We start from the raw sequence: 14,279 nt of genomic DNA, 5'->3' as shown, positions 1-14,279 counted from the left end.
ATGCTCGGCGTCTCCCTGCAGGGGCGCGACGTGCTGCTCGTCGGCGGCGGTGCCGTGACCGCCCGGCGCCTGCGCCGTCTCCTCGACGACGGCGCCCGCCCCCGCGTGGTCTCGCCCGAGGTCTCCGACGAGGTCGGCGCCCTCATCGCCGCCCACGGCGTCGCCTGGTTCCCCCGGACCTTCCGACGGGCAGACGTCGAGGGCGCGTGGCTCGTGCACACCGCGACGGGCGACCCCCGTATCGACCTCGAGGTCGCAGCGGCGTGCGAGCGCTCGCGCACCCTCTGCGTGAACGCGTCGGATGGCGCCCACGGCACGGCGAGGCTCACGGCGGACACGCGCTTCGGCGACGTCGTCGTCGGCGTCGTGTCGGATGCCGGGGTCGATCCGCGTCGAACGGCGCGCGTGCGCGACGCCATCGGCCTCCAGCTCGCCTCAGGGCGTCTCCCGCTCCGCCGCGGACGCGAGACGGCGAGAGGACGGGTGGACCTCGTCGGCGGCGGGCCCGGCCCCGTCGACCTCATGACCGTGCGCGCCAGGCGCCTGCTCGCCGAGGCCGACGTCGTCGTCGCCGACCGCCTCGGCCCCGCGAGAGCGCTCCTCCCCGAGCTCGACCCGGATGTCCTCGTCATCGACGTCGGCAAGACCCCGGGACACCACCCCGTGCCGCAGGAGGAGATCAACCGCCTCCTCGTCGAGCACGCGCTCGCCGGGCGTCGCGTCGTGCGCCTCAAGGGCGGCGACCCGTTCGTCTTCGGCCGCGGCGGCGAGGAGGTCGCGGCGTGCCTCGCCGCCGGCGTACCCGTCGAGGTCGTCCCCGGTCCCTCCAGCGCCATCTCGGTGCCGCAGGCCGCCGGCATCCCCGTCACGCACCGGGGAGTCGCCGCGGCGCTCCACATCGTGAACGGCCAGGGGCCCGTCACCGACGCCACCCTCGCCGCTCTCGCCGACGACGGCTCGACGACGGTGTTCCTCATGGGCGTCGCGGCGCTCGAGCGCATCATGAGCGCCGCGCTCGCGCACGGCGTGCCGTCCGACCGTCCCGTCGCCATCGTCGAGAGCGGCCACACGCCGCAGCAGCGGACCACGCGCACGACGCTCGGGCGAGCGGTCGCCGATGCCCGCGCGGCCGGCGTCTCGAACCCCGCCGTCATCGTCGTGGGCGACGTCGCCCGCGCCGGACTCCTCCTCCCCGACCCCGAGCTGGCAGGTGACACGACCACGTGACCGCACGACCTCCCCTCTCCGCCGCACTCGACGGCTGCACCATCGTCATCGCCGTCGACCGGCGGGCGGGCGAGCTCGCCGCCGCACTCGAGCGCCACGGCGCGCAGGTGCGCAAGGCACCGGCTGTCACGATCGAGTCGCACATCGACGACCTCTCGCTCATCGCGCGCACGCGGGAGCTCATCGCCGACCCGCCCGACATCGTCGTCGCGACGACCGGAGTCGGCTTCCGAGGATGGATGGAGGCGGCGTTCGAGGCCGACCTCTCCGACGAGCTGACGGCAGCCCTCGCGGGCGCGCAGATCGTGGCGAGAGGCCCCAAGGCGCGCGGAGCCATCCAGCAGGCCGGGTTCGTCGCCGATTGGGTGGCTGAGTCGGAGACCTCGGCCGAGCTCGGCGAGTACCTCGTCACCCAGGGGGTCGCCGGCAAGCGCATCGCCGTGCAGCACCACGGCTCGGGGGCCGACGGCCTGGACGAGCTGTTCGGAGGCCACGGCGCCGACGTCGTGAGCCTCACGGTGTACCGATGGGGCCCGCCGCCCGACCCGCAGGTCGTCGAGCGCTCCGTGCTCCAGGCGGGCGACGGCGAGATCGACGCCGTGCTCTTCACCTCCGCACCGGGCGCCGCCGAGTGGGTCGCCGCCGCGGCGCGCGCCGACGCACTCGACGACATCCGGTCCCGCGCGGCCGCGGGGCGTCTCCTCCTCGCCGCGGTCGGTCCGATCACGGCCGGCCCGCTCACCGAGGCGGGTCTGCCCGCGCTCATCGCCGAGCGCGGGCGCCTCGGCTCCCTCGTGCGGTCGGTCGTGGCGTACTTCGGGGCGGGCGGAGCGCCGCACGCCGACACCTCGGTGGGCCGCTTCGAGTTGCGATCGGGCGGCGCCGTCGTCGACGGCCGCTTCGTGCCGCTCTCGCGCACCGGCATCGAGGTGCTCGACATGCTGTTCCGCGCGCGCGGCGGCGTCGTCACCCGCGCACAGCTGCAGGATGCGCTCCCGCGCTCCAGCCAGAGCTCGCACGCCGTCGAGATGGCCGTCGCACGTCTGCGCGAGGCGCTCGGCCTGCCCGACGCCATCAAGACGGTCGTCAAGCGCGGCTACCGTCTCGATGTGGAGGACCCGGAATGACGACGCTCGTGGCCTGCTCGCACGGCACCCGCTTCGACGAGGGGCGTATCGTCGTGCGCGACCTCGTCGACGCCATCCGCGCCCAGCTGCCCGGCGTGCGCGTCGAGCAGGCGTTCGTCGACGTCGAGGAGCCGACCGTCGCGGATGTCGTCGCCTCCGTCGCCGAGGACGGTCCGGCGGTCGTCGTGCCCCTGCTGCTGTCGACGGGCTTCCACACCGACGTCGACGTCGCGGACGCCGTCGCACCCCATCCGCATGTCGTCCGCACCCGCGCCCTCGGGCCGCACGATCTGCTCGCGCTCGTGCTCGAATCGCGGCTCGACGAGGCGCCAGCCGTCGAGGCGGGGCGCCGCCCGGGCGACCACGTCGTGCTCGCCGCGGCGGGATCCACCAACCCTGCCGCCGTCGCCGACGTCGAAGGCGTGGCCGACCGGCTCCGCCGTCTTCTCCCCTGCCCCGTCACGGTCGCCTACGCGGCGGGTGCCGAGCCGCGCATCCCCGCGGCCGTCGCGCGGGCGCGCGCCGACGGCGCGCGTCGGGTGATCGCGGCGAGCTACGTGCTCGCTCCGGGGTACTTCGCGAATCTCGTCGCGGACGCGGGCGCCGACGTCGTCACGCGCCCGCTCGGCGCCGACCCGCGGGTGGCGGCGGTCGCCGTGGCGCGCTACCGCGACGCCCTCGCCCTGCTCCCGGCGTCGTGACGGCCGCGATCGTCCTCGCGGGAGGGCGGGCGACGCGCGTCGGCGGGGCCGACAAGGCGCTCTTCGAGGTCGGGGGCCGCGCGCTCCTCGCACGCGCGCTCGCCGCCGCGGCGTGGTGCCGTCCGCTCGTCGTGGTGGGGCCCGCACGCGAGGGCGCAGCAGACGCCGCCGCGACGTGGGTGCGCGAACATCCCCCGCACGGCGGTCCCGTGGCGGCGCTGGCCGCCGGGCTCGCGGCCGTCCCGGACGGCGACGTGCTCGTGCTCGCCGCCGACCTGCCGCGGGCCGAGGAGGCCGTCGCCGCCCTCCGCGGGATCGCCGCCCTCCATCCCCCGGTCGACGGCGTCTGCCTCGCGGACGATGCGGGCAGGCCCCAGTGGCTCCTCGGCCTCTACGACGCGGCGGCGCTCCGCCGTCGCGTCGCGGCGCTCCCGGACGGTGGAGCGGGCGCCCGGTTCCGCGATGTCGTCGACGGCCTCGACATCGCGGTCGTCCGGCCCCGCGAGGCGGGGCTGGCGGACGACGTCGACACCTGGGAGGATCTCGAGCGGGCCCGCCTCGGCGCGGACCGACCGGCGGAGGAGGACGACGATGGCCGATGACACCCCGCGGACGCTCCCGCCCGAGGCGCTCGACGCCTGGACGGAGGCGGTGTGCGCTGAGCTGTCGCTCCCACGGGAGGACGTCTCGGTCGCGCTCATCCTGGATCTCGCGCGCGACGTGGCGCACGGCGTCGCCCGTCCGGCCGCACCGCTCAGCGCCTTCCTCGCAGGGCTCGCGGCCGGCCGGCGCGGGGGGTCGCTCGAGGAGGTCGAGGCCGCCGTCGACCGCGTGTCGCGCCTCGCGCGATCCTGGCCGGCTGCCGACACCTCCGGCAGGAGCGAGAGCCCCTCTGGCGGGAGCGAGAGCCCCTCTGGCGGGAGCGAGAGCCCCTCTGGCGGGAGCTAGAGCCCTTCGGGCAGGAGGTCGGGGCGCACGCGGCGCGTCCGCTCGATGCTCTGCTCGCGACGCCAGGCGTCGACCGCTCCGTGATTGCCGCTCAGGAGCACGGGCGGCACCTCGAGGCCGCGCCACACGGCCGGCTTCGTGTAGATGGGGTACTCGAGCATCCCGAGCTCGTGCGACTCCTCGACGAGGCTCTCCGGGTTGCCGACGACGCCGGGGATGAGCCGCGTCACGGCCTCGACCACGGCCATCGCCGCGACCTCGCCGCCGTTCAGGACGTAGTCCCCCAGGCTGACGAGGCGCACCCGTCCGCGTGCGGCGTAGTGGTCGACGACACGCTGGTCGATCCCCTCGTACCGCCCGCACGCGAAGACGAGCTGGCTCTCCTCGGCGAGCTCCCTGGCCATCCGCTGCGTGAAGCGCTCGCCGGCGGGCGAGGGCACGAGGAGGACGGCGTCGTCCCCGAGCACGGCGTCGAGGGTCTCGCCCCAGGGCTCGGGCTTCATGACCATCCCCGCGCCGCCGCCGTACGGCGTGTCGTCGACCGTGCGGTGCCGGTCGTGCGCCGCGTCGCGCAGATCGTGCACGCGGATGTCGACGAGGCCGCGCTCGCGCGCCTTCCCGATGAGCGAGACGTCGAGCACATCGAAGAACGCCGGGAAGATCGTGACGATGTCGATGCGCATCCTCCCAGTCTACGAGCCGACGACGTGTTTCGCGGATGTGACGGCGGCGTCATCCGGGCGTCCGCGCCCGGGTGAGCGGACGGTGATCGAGACGTCATCGCGCGGGAGCGGGAGGGGAAACATCCGGTCCGTAGCCTCGGAGGCGAACCCCGCCCCACTCTCATCGGAGCAGCCATGGCCACGCCCACGAGCACCACCCCCGAGAGCACCACCCCGGACATCACCCCGCCCGAGAGCACCGCCCCCGCCCCCGCCCCCGCGGCGGCCGTCCTCACCCACCGGCCCGGCCGGTGGGTCGACGGCTGGAACGCGGAGGACACCCGCTTCTGGGAGGCCACGGGGCGCGCCATCGCGCGCCGCAACCTCGGATGGTCGATCTTCGCCGAATTCCTCGGCTTCATCGTCTGGCAGCTGTGGAGCATCGTCGTCGTCATGCTGCCCGGCGCGGGATTCACCCTCTCGAGCGGCGAGCAGTTCTGGCTGATCTCGCTTCCGAGCCTCGTGGGAGCCACGATGCGCTTCCCGTACACCTTCGCCGTGGCGCGCTTCGGCGGCCGCAACTGGACCATCGTCTCGGCGGCGCTCCTCCTCATCCCCACCGTCCTCCTCGGGTTCGTCGTGCAGGACCCCGATACGCCCTTCGGGGTGCTCCTCCTCGTCGCGGCGCTCGGCGGCTTCGGCGGCGGGAACTTCGCGAGCTCGATGGCCAACATCACGTACTTCTTCCCGCAGCGAGAGAAGGGTTGGGCCCTCGGCCTGAACGCCGCCGGCGGCAACATCGGAACCTCGATCGCGCAGCTGCTCGTCCCCGTCGTCGTGACGCTGGGCGCCGTCGGGACGCTCAACATCCAGCTCGCAGGGTGGATGTGGGTGCCGCTCATCCTCGTCGCCGTCTGGGGCGCATGGCGCTACATGGACAACCTGTCGACGGCGAAGGCCGACGTCGCAGGAGCGGCGGCGGCACTCCGCGAGCCGCACCTGTGGCTCATGGCGCTGCTCTACATCGGCACCTTCGGCTCGTTCATCGGCTTCGCGAGCGTGTTCCCGAAGCTCATCGCGGACCAGTTCCCGGCGTTCTCGACCTTCCAGATCGGGGCGACCTCGCTCACGCTCGCGTTCCTCGGCGCACTCGTCGGCTCGGTCGCGCGACCGTACGGCGGCAAGCTCGCCGACCGGCTGGGCGGCGCGCGGATGACCATCGCCGCGTTCTCGCTCATGATCGTCGCGACGCTCGCACTCATCCTCACGCTCCCGCTCGGCAGCTTCTGGGTGTTCCTCGGGTGCTTCCTGCTGCTCTTCCTCGCGACGGGCGTCGGCAACGGCGCGACCTACCGGATGATCCCCAGCATCTTCGCCGCCCGCGGCGCAGCGACGGCGGGCGAGGCGCACTCGGTGGGCACGCAGCGCAAGGCCGCCGCCGCGCTCGGGCTCATCTCGGCGATCGGCGCGTACGGCGGGTTCCTCATCCCGCAGGTCCTGAACGCGTCGCAGGCCGCCACCGGCGGCTACACGGCGGCGTTCTGGGGCTTCATCGCGCTGTACGCGGCCCTCCTCACGGTGACGGCGCTCGTCTACGCCGTGCCGCGCGCATCGCTCGCCCGCCACCGCATCTGACGACGCGCGCAGGAGCCCCGGTCCGAGGACCGGGGCTCCTGCGCGCGTGCACGCGGGTCGGCTCGGCGGATGGCCGCCGGACGCGGAGTCAGTAGACGTCGCGGGCGTAGCGGCGGTCGGCCGTGAGCTGCTTCGTGAACTCGTGCGCGGCATCGTCCGACAGGCCGCCGTGCACGCGCGCGATCTCGCGCAGGGCCGCATCGACGTCCTTCGCCATCCGCTCGGCATCGCCGCACACGAAGACGCTCGCGCCGTCCTGGATCCAGCGCCACAGCTCGGCGCCGTGCTCGCGCATGCGGTCCTGCACGTACACCTTCTGCCGCTGATCCCGGGAGAACGCGGTGTCGAGGCGCGTGAGGAAGCCGTCCTCGTGCATGCCGACGAGTTCGTCGCGGTAGTAGAAGTCGGTGGCCTCGTGCTGCTCGCCGAAGAACAGCCAGTTTCGGCCGGTGTGGCCGTCGGCGCGGCGATCGTGGAGGAAGCCGCGGAAGGGGGCGACCCCCGTGCCGGGCCCGATCATGATCATCCCGGCGGCCGGGTCCGCGGGGGGCCGGAAGTGCGCCGACCGCTGGAGGTACACCGGCACGGGCTGCTCGTGCGCGCGGTCGGCGAGGAACGTCGAGCACACGCCGCCCCGCGGACGGTCGTCGTCGGTGCGGAAGCGCACGACCGACACCGTCAGCTCCACGAGTCCGGTGCCCTCCTTGGGGCTCGACGAGATCGAGTACTGCCGCGGCGCGAGGCGGCCGAGCACCCCTGTCCACTCCTCGGGGTCCGCGGTCACGGGGAACTCGCGCAGCAGGTCGGCGGCGTGCATGCCCCACAGGTGCTGCTGCAGGCGCGCCCTGCCGTCGCGACGCAGCAGCGCCGCGAGCGCCTGGTCGCGGTTGCGCTCGGCGATGAAGGCCAGCAGGTCCGGTCCGATGCGCGTGATGTCGAACCGCGTCCGCAGCACGTGCTCGAAGAGCTGGTCCTGGCCGTCGACGTGCACGACGGCCGCGGGGTCGAGACCCGCCGCGTCGAGCCAGTCGGCGACGACGTCGGGGGCGTTGACGCACATGACGCCGAGAGCGTCGCCGGCCTCGTACGAGACGCCCGCGTCGGCGAGGTCGAAGCCGATCCGGCGGACCTCCTTCTGTGAGCCGGAGCCGCTCAGCAGCGTGTTGACGGCGAGCCCGACGGGCTGCGGGTTGCGGCGTGTGAACGGCGCGGCCGGCGTCGGGGCGGGTGCGGCCGCTGCGGTCGCGACCGATCCCGCCGGCGCTTCCGCGATCGCCCCTCCCATGATCACGTCGAGCGCGCGCTGCAGCCACTGCGCGGCCGGCACCTCGTCGAACGGCTCGCAGTCGACGCGGTCGACGAGCGCGACGGCGCCGAGCTCGCGCAGCCGACGGTCGATGCCGCGCCCGTGCGCGCAGAAGTCGTCGTAGCTGGAGTCGCCCATCGCGAGCACCGCGTACGGGAGACCGTCCAGCGGCGGCGCGGCGTCGGAGCGCAGCTCGTCCCAGAACGCCGAGCCGTTGTCGGGCGGTCCCCCCGTCCCGAATGTCGACGTGACGACGAGCAGCGTCTCGACGTGCGCGAGGTCGGCGACGCGGGCCTCCGCCATCCCGACCAGGCGTGCGCGCAGCCCGCGTTCCGCCACGGCGGCGACGCACTCGTGCGCGAAGTCCTCGGCGTTGCCGGTCTGCGAGGCCCACAGCACCGTGATCTCGGGGCCGGACGGTGCGGCGATGGCCGCGACGCGCGAGTGGGTCCCGGCGAGGAGGCCGTCGAACCAGGCGCGGACCTCGTCGCGCAGGGCGGCCGTCGACGGCAGGACCGGCACGATGCCGCTCGGCGGCGGCGTCGCGGCGAGTCCTGACAGGAACCCGGCCAGGTACAGCTGCTCGGCCGGCGTCGGCTCGGGAGGCGTCACCGCGAACGCCGGGAGCCCCGCGGGCTGGGAGGCCGGGATCGCCGCGGGCTGGGAGGCCGGGATCGCCGCGGCAGGGCCGATGCGACGCACCGACACGGCGGCGATCTTGAACTCCGGCTGGCGCGACGCCTCGTCCACGGCGTCGCTCGTGACGGCGTTCACCGTGAGATGCGCGCCGTGCTCGTCGTTCCAGTGGAACGGCGCGAAGAGCCCGCCCGGCCGCACGCGGTCGGTGACGACGGCGGCCGAGCGGAACATCCCGCGCCGCGAGGCCACCTCGACCTCGTCGCCGTCCGCGATGCCCAGCTCCTCCGCATCGCGCGGGTGGATCTCGACGAACGGCCCGGGGGTGAGCCTGCCGAGCTTCGCGATGCGGCCCGTCTTCGTCATGGTGTGCCACTGGTGCTGCAGGCGCCCCGTGTTCAGCACGAGCGGATGCTCGTCGTCCGGCATCTCCGACGGGTCGACGTGCGGACGGGGCAGGAACTGCGCGCGCCGTGACGGCGTCGCGAACGCGAGGCGGGGCCGGGTGCCGTCCGGCTCGACGTGCAGGTGCTGGCTGACCCCGTCGTTGAGGTAGCGCAGCGGATGGCGGTCGTCGCCGTCCGACGGCGGGGCGGGCCACTGCACGGGGCCGCGGCGGAGGCGCGCGTAGTCGACGCCGCGCACGTCCCATCCCGTCTGCGGGTTCCAGAACCGGCGGATCTCGTCGAACACCTCCTCGGCGGACGCGAACGAGAAGCCCTCGTCGTAGCCCATGGCCTGCGCGACGTCGCAGATGGTCTGCCAGTCTGGGCGCGCGTCGCCCGGCGCGTCCGCGACGCCGGGGACGAGCGTGAGGGTGCGGTCGGAGTTCACCGTGACGCCCTCCGACTCCACCCACAGGGTCGCCGGGAGCAGGATGTCGGCATAGGCGGCCGTGGCCGTCTGCGTGTACACGTCCTGCACGATGACGAGCTCGGCCTCCTGCAGCGCGCGGATGACCGTGTCGCGGTTCGCGACGGACGCGACCGGGTTGGTGCAGATGATCCAGGCCGCCCTGATGCGCCCGTCCGCCATGTCCCGGTACATGTCGATCGTGCCCGTGCCGGACTCCGCCCGGATCGCACCGCGCTCGATGCCCCACACGTCCTCGACGGCGGCCCTGTCCTCGGCGCTGAAGACGGCGCGCTGACCGGGGAGCCCGGGCCCCATGTACCCCATCTCGCGACCGCCCATGGCGTTCGGCTGGCCGGTCAGCGAGAAGGGGCCGCTCCCGGTCCGGCAGATCGCGCCGGTCGCCAGGTGGAGGTTGCAGATCGCGTTCGTGTTCCACGTCCCGTGCGTGGACTGGTTGAGTCCCATCGTCCACAGCGTCATCCACTCGCCGGCCTCGGCGATCCAGCGCGCCGCCGTGCGGATGTCGTCCTCGGCGAGCCCCGTGATCCGCGCGACGACGGCGGGCGGGTAGTCGGCGAGGAGCGGCGCCATGGCCTCCCATCCCTCGGTGTGCGCGGCGATGAAGTCGTCGTCGACCGCGCCGTCCGCGACGAGGAGGTGGAGCAGGCCGTTGAGGAGCGCGAGGTCGGTGCCCGGCGCGATCTGCAGGAAGAGGTCCGCGCGGTCGGCCGTCGCCGTGCGGCGCGGGTCGACGACGATGAGGCGGGCACCCGTCTTCAGCCGGTCGGCCATCCTGAGGAACAGGATCGGATGGCAGTCGGCCGTGTTCGAGCCGATGACGAGGAAGAGGTCGGCGGCGTCGACGTCCTCGTACGAGCCGGGAGGGCCGTCGGCTCCCAGGGACTGCTTGTAGCCCGTGCCCGCCGACGCCATGCACAGCCGCGAGTTCGACTCGATGTGGATGCCGCGGATCCACCCCTTCACGAGCTTGTTCGCGAGGTACTGCGCCTCCATCGTCATCTGCCCCGACACGTACAGCGCGACCGCGTCGGGGCCGTGCTCGTCGACGATCGCACGCAGCCGCCGACCGGCATCCGCGACGGCGGCATCGCGCGGGACGGGAACCCGCTCGGCGTCGCGGGACGAGCGCACGTGCGCCGTCGTCATCCGCCCGGGAGCCGCCATGAGCTCTGCGTGCGTGGCGCCCTTGGTGCAGAGCCGGCCGTGGTTCGTCGGATGGCCGCGGTCGCCGGAGACCCGTTCGACGCGCGCACCGGCCTCGCCGATGCTCGTCTCGACGACGATCCCGCAGCCGACGCCGCAGTAGGAGCACACGGATCGAGTCGGCATGATCCGATGATCGCCGGGCGACGTTCCGCGCCCTTTCCGACCGGGTTTCGCGACCGTGACGATCACCTCACGCGCGGGGGCGGGCGGACGTGAGGGCGATCAGCCCTCTGCGGGCACCTCAGCGGGCTCGTCGGCCGCATCGTCGAGGTCCTCGAACAGGCCCTGCGGCGGCGTGACCACGACACGTCCTCCCGCGACATCGACCTCGGGCACGATGGCGGACACGAACGGCACCATGATCTCGCGGTCGCCGGCCGCGACGATGAGGAGGTCCTGCGCGGGGAGGTGCTCGACGCGGGCCACACGGCCCACGGAGACGCCGTCGCGGACGACGTCGAGGCCGACGAGGCGATGGTCGTACCACGCGTCCGGCTCGTCGTCCGCCGCCTCGTCCTCGTCGATCCAGAGGATGGCGCGCACGAGGCTCTCGGCCTGCGTGCGGTCGTCGACGCCCTCGAAGAAGGCGACGGGTGCCGCGTTCATCCAGCGGAACTCGCGCACCGTGAGGGTCTTCCCGTGCCAGGGCGACTCCTCCGGAACCTGGAGGGTGAACGAGGCACCTGGCGCGAAGCGGCGGTCGGGGTCGTCGGTGTACAGCTCGAGCTTGAGGGCGCCCTTGAGCCCGTGCGCCTTGAGGAGGCGCCCGACCCGGAGCTGGCTCCCGGCGGCGCCGACGTCGACGGGCATCAGTCGTCCGCCACGTCGACGCGCACGCGGCGGCCGTCGGCGAGTGCGGTCACGACCGTGCGCAGCGCCTTCGCGGTGCGTCCGCCGCGCCCGATCACGCGTCCGCGGTCGTCGGAGTGGACGTGCACTTCCAGCACGTCCCCCCGTGACGACGAGGAGGCGACGATCCGCACGTCGTCCGGGTGATCGACGATCCCCTTGACGACGTGCTCGAGCGCGGCGGACAGCACGGCGATTACTCCGCGGACTCGGCGTCGGCGGCGGCCTCGTCGGCGGCGGGAGCCTCGGCGGGCTCCTCCGCCTTCTTCTCGGCCTTGGGGCGGACGACCGACTTCTTGGTCGTGTCGGCCTCGTAGCCCGCCTTGTCGTCAGCGGTCTTCAGGGTGCTCTGAGCGTCCTTGTCGCCCTTGAAGCGGCCCCAGTCGCCCGTGATCTTGAGGATGGCGAGCACCTGCTCGGTGGGCTGGGCGCCGACCGACAGCCAGTGCTGGGCGCGCTCCGAGTCGACCTCGATGAACGAGGGCTCCTCGGTGGGGTGGTACTTGCCGATCTCCTCGATCACGCGACCGTCGCGCTTGGTGCGCGAGTCGGCGACGACGATGCGGTAGTAGGGCGCGCGGATCTTTCCGAGGCGCTTGAGACGGATCTTGACAGCCACGATTCTCCTGATGTGGTGAAGGCGAGTGAACCAGTCGCCCGGCGCGTGGGGTGCACGCCGGCGGAAGCTCTGAGGGTGGATCGACCGCTGGATAGAGGGTCGAGCAGGTGATCCGACCCTCCATTCTGCCAGATGACGCCGCGCGGCGCGAACCGCGTCGACCCGCGAGTCGCCTGTGCCAGGCTGTGCCCATGACCCTCGCGTTCGCCCCCTCCGCCCGCTCCTCCGTGGGCGTGGAGTGGGAGCTCATGCTGGCAGACCGTGCGAGCGGCCAGCTCGTCGGCGCCGGCCCCGAGATCGTCGCGGCGCTCGCCGACGAGACGGCCGAGGAGCGGTTCACCGTGACGGGCGAGCTGCTGACGAACACCGTGGAGGTGACGAGCGGGGTCGGCGGGAGCGTGGCCGAGGCGATGCGCGACGTCGCCGACGCGGTCGACCTCGTGCGTGCGCACGCCGATCCGCTCGGCGTCGACCTGCTGTCCGCGGGCAGCCATCCGTTCGCGCAGTGGTTCGACCAGCGGGTGACCGACAAGACCCGGTACCACACCCTCATCGAGCGCACCCAGTGGTGGGGGCGCAACATGATGATCTGGGGCGTGCATGTGCACGTCGGCATCGAGGACGTCGCGAAGGTGATGCCCATTCTCGGCGCCCTCACGGCCTACCTGCCGCACTTCCAGGCGCTGTCGGCGTCGAGCCCGTTCTGGGCCGGCGAGCGCACGGGCTACGCGTCGAACCGCGCGCTCGTGTTCCAGCAGCTGCCCACGGCCGGCCTCCCCTGGCCGCTCGGCGCCTGGTCCGAGTTCGAACGCTACGTGGACGAGATGGCGCGCGCCGACGTGCTCGCCGACGAGACCGAGGTGCGCTGGGACATCCGGCCGGCGCCCCGATGGGGCACGATCGAGATCCGCGTGTGCGACGGCATGTCGACGGCCGCGGAGCTCGCGGCGATCGCCGCGCTCGCGCAGACGCTCGTGGAGTCGTTCTCCCGCGACCTCGACGCCGGCCGGCCGCTTCCGACGCTCCCGCCCTGGTACGCGCGGGAGAACAAGTGGCGTGCGGCGCGGTACGGGCTCGACGCCCGGATCATCGTCGACGCCGACGGCCGCCAGCGCCCCGTGGCGGCGCATCTCGCGGAGGAGCTGGAGCGCCTCTCCCCCGTCGCCGCCGATCTCGACTGCGCCCGCGAGCTCGCGGGCGTGGGAGCCATCCTGCGCGGAGGTGCGGGGTACGCCCGCCAGCTCGCGGTCGCCGACGCCGCCGACGGCGACCTGCGCACCGTCGTGGCGCACCTCGTCGAGGAGTTCGCACTGGGCCGCGCCGCCGACTGAGCACGCGGTCGGGCCGGGCTGGAGCTTTAGGGTAGCCTAAGCTCAATACCCCGCCCGTGAGGCTCCGCGCCTCAGGAAGAAAGGCCCTCCCGTGCACACCACGCGTGCGCTCGCGTTCGCCGCGACCATCGCCGCAGCCGCCGCCCTCACGGCCTGCGCCACCCCCGCCGACGAGACCTCCGAGAGCGCGGCCCCCGCCGACTCGGCCGCCTCCGGCACCTTCCCCGTCACGGTCGAGCACGCGCTCGGCGAGACGACCGTCGAGAGCGCACCCGAGCGCGTCGCGACGATCGGCTGGGGCAACCACGACGTCGCCCTCGCGCTCGGCATCGCCCCGGTCGGCGTCGACGACCAGACCTGGTCGATGGACGGCAGCGACGGCCTCGGACTCTACGACTGGTCGCTCGAGGCGTACGAGGAGCTCGGCGCCGAGGAGCCCGTCATCTTCTCCTCCTCCGACGGCACCGACTTCGAGGCCATCGCCGACACGGCTCCCGACCTCGTGCTCGCCGGCTACTCGGGTCTCGACGACAGCTCGTACGCGACCCTCTCGGAGATCGCGCCCACGATCGCGTACCCCGACGCGGCGTGGCTGACCCCGTGGCGCGACGTCATCCGCATCGACTCCGAGGGCCTCGGCTTCGCGGAGGAGGGCGAGGAGCTCGTCGCATCGCTCGACCAGCAGATCGCCGACGCGACGGCCGACGCGTCGTTCGAGGGCAAGACCGCGGCGTTCTTCTACATGAGCGCCGCCGACCTCTCGACGATCTCCGTCTACGGCGAGGGCGACTCGCGCACGGCGTTCCTCGGCGACCTCGGCTTCGAGCTCCCCGAGGTGGCGCAGGGCACGACGAACTTCTACGCCGACATCAGCGCGGAGAACGCCGACGAGCTCGCCGACGTCGACGTGATCGTCACGTACGGCGGCGACGAGCTGCTTCCCGCCCTCCAGGCCGACGAGCTGTGGAGCACGCTCCCCGCCGTCCAGAACGGCGCCGTCGTGACGGTCGGCTCCGGCGACGCGTTCAGCGGCGCCGTGACGCCCACCGCGCTCTCCATCCCGTGGATGCTCGAGGACTACGTCGCCCTCCTGGACGACGCCGTCGCCCAGGCAGAGTGACCCTCGCCCCCACCGGCCAGCGCCGCGCGTCCGCCC

At 73.5% G+C, this 14,279-nt stretch carries 13 protein-coding genes; 8 read left to right on the top strand and 5 right to left on the bottom strand.

The annotated features are described in order from the left end of the window. From cobA to ACWGPF_RS12440, 5 genes are read left to right on the top strand one after another with little or no spacing between them, the layout of a single operon-like run. Positions 1–1,227, top strand: coding sequence for a uroporphyrinogen-III C-methyltransferase (gene cobA / locus ACWGPF_RS12460; RefSeq protein ID WP_452333147.1), 1,227 nt, complete (start codon positions 1–3; stop codon positions 1,225–1,227). Beyond that, complete coding sequence (locus ACWGPF_RS12455) at positions 1,224–2,354, top strand: uroporphyrinogen-III synthase (protein ID WP_452333120.1); 1,131 nt, start codon at positions 1,224–1,226, stop codon at positions 2,352–2,354. The genes cobA and ACWGPF_RS12455 overlap by 4 nt, the downstream gene beginning before the upstream one ends. Continuing rightward, the gene (locus ACWGPF_RS12450) at positions 2,351–3,055 is read left to right on the top strand and encodes a sirohydrochlorin chelatase (RefSeq protein ID WP_452333119.1); all 705 of its coding nucleotides are present in this window, start codon (positions 2,351–2,353) and stop codon (positions 3,053–3,055) included. Before ACWGPF_RS12455 ends, ACWGPF_RS12450 begins: the two co-directional genes overlap by 4 nt. Continuing rightward, the gene (mobA, locus tag ACWGPF_RS12445; RefSeq protein ID WP_452333118.1) at positions 3,052–3,657 is read left to right on the top strand and encodes a molybdenum cofactor guanylyltransferase; all 606 of its coding nucleotides are present in this window, start codon (positions 3,052–3,054) and stop codon (positions 3,655–3,657) included. Before ACWGPF_RS12450 ends, mobA begins: the two co-directional genes overlap by 4 nt. Next, a complete protein-coding gene (locus ACWGPF_RS12440; RefSeq protein WP_452333117.1) occupies positions 3,647–4,003 on the top strand; it encodes a DUF6457 domain-containing protein in 357 nt (118 codons plus the stop codon). Before mobA ends, ACWGPF_RS12440 begins: the two co-directional genes overlap by 11 nt. Here ACWGPF_RS12440 and trmD read toward each other — a convergent pair. Then, complete coding sequence (trmD, locus tag ACWGPF_RS12435; protein WP_452333116.1) at positions 4,000–4,686, bottom strand: tRNA (guanosine(37)-N1)-methyltransferase TrmD; 687 nt, start codon at positions 4,684–4,686, stop codon at positions 4,000–4,002. The genes ACWGPF_RS12440 and trmD overlap by 4 nt on opposite strands. A gap of 174 nt (positions 4,687–4,860) precedes the next feature. Between trmD and ACWGPF_RS12430 the strand changes: the two genes are divergently transcribed. Beyond that, the gene (locus ACWGPF_RS12430) at positions 4,861–6,300 is read left to right on the top strand and encodes an MFS transporter (protein ID WP_452333115.1); all 1,440 of its coding nucleotides are present in this window, start codon (positions 4,861–4,863) and stop codon (positions 6,298–6,300) included. Positions 6,301–6,388: 88 nt separating this feature from the next. On the opposite strand, the gene ACWGPF_RS12425 is transcribed toward ACWGPF_RS12430, so the two are convergent. The 4 genes from ACWGPF_RS12425 to rpsP all read right to left on the bottom strand — a co-directional run bounded on the left by ACWGPF_RS12425 (position 6,389) and on the right by rpsP (position 11,792). After that, positions 6,389–10,447 (bottom strand): molybdopterin-dependent oxidoreductase, encoded by a 4,059-nt coding sequence (locus tag ACWGPF_RS12425; protein ID WP_452333114.1) that lies wholly within the window; start codon positions 10,445–10,447, stop codon positions 6,389–6,391. A gap of 99 nt (positions 10,448–10,546) precedes the next feature. After that, a complete protein-coding gene (gene rimM, locus ACWGPF_RS12420) occupies positions 10,547–11,134 on the bottom strand; it encodes a ribosome maturation factor RimM (protein ID WP_452333113.1) in 588 nt (195 codons plus the stop codon). Next, the gene (locus tag ACWGPF_RS12415; RefSeq protein WP_345435338.1) at positions 11,134–11,364 is read right to left on the bottom strand and encodes an RNA-binding protein; all 231 of its coding nucleotides are present in this window, start codon (positions 11,362–11,364) and stop codon (positions 11,134–11,136) included. The genes rimM and ACWGPF_RS12415 overlap by 1 nt, the downstream gene beginning before the upstream one ends. Before the next feature lie 5 nt (positions 11,365–11,369). After that, on the bottom strand, positions 11,370–11,792 hold the full coding sequence (rpsP, locus tag ACWGPF_RS12410; RefSeq protein ID WP_345435336.1) for a 30S ribosomal protein S16: 423 nt from the start codon (positions 11,790–11,792) through the stop codon (positions 11,370–11,372). Positions 11,793–11,983: 191 nt separating this feature from the next. Here rpsP and ACWGPF_RS12405 point away from each other — a divergent pair, with 191 nt between their 5' ends. Further along, entirely contained in the window at positions 11,984–13,123 is a 1,140-nt protein-coding gene (locus ACWGPF_RS12405) for a glutamate--cysteine ligase (protein ID WP_452333112.1), read from the top strand. Positions 13,124–13,214: 91 nt separating this feature from the next. Then, positions 13,215–14,243 (top strand): iron-siderophore ABC transporter substrate-binding protein, encoded by a 1,029-nt coding sequence (locus tag ACWGPF_RS12400; protein WP_452333111.1) that lies wholly within the window; start codon positions 13,215–13,217, stop codon positions 14,241–14,243. Positions 14,244–14,279: the final 36 nt, after the last annotated feature.

This window comes from Microbacterium sp. NPDC055683 (genome assembly GCF_053617895.1).
This window is presented reverse-complemented; position numbering and strand designations above follow the sequence as displayed.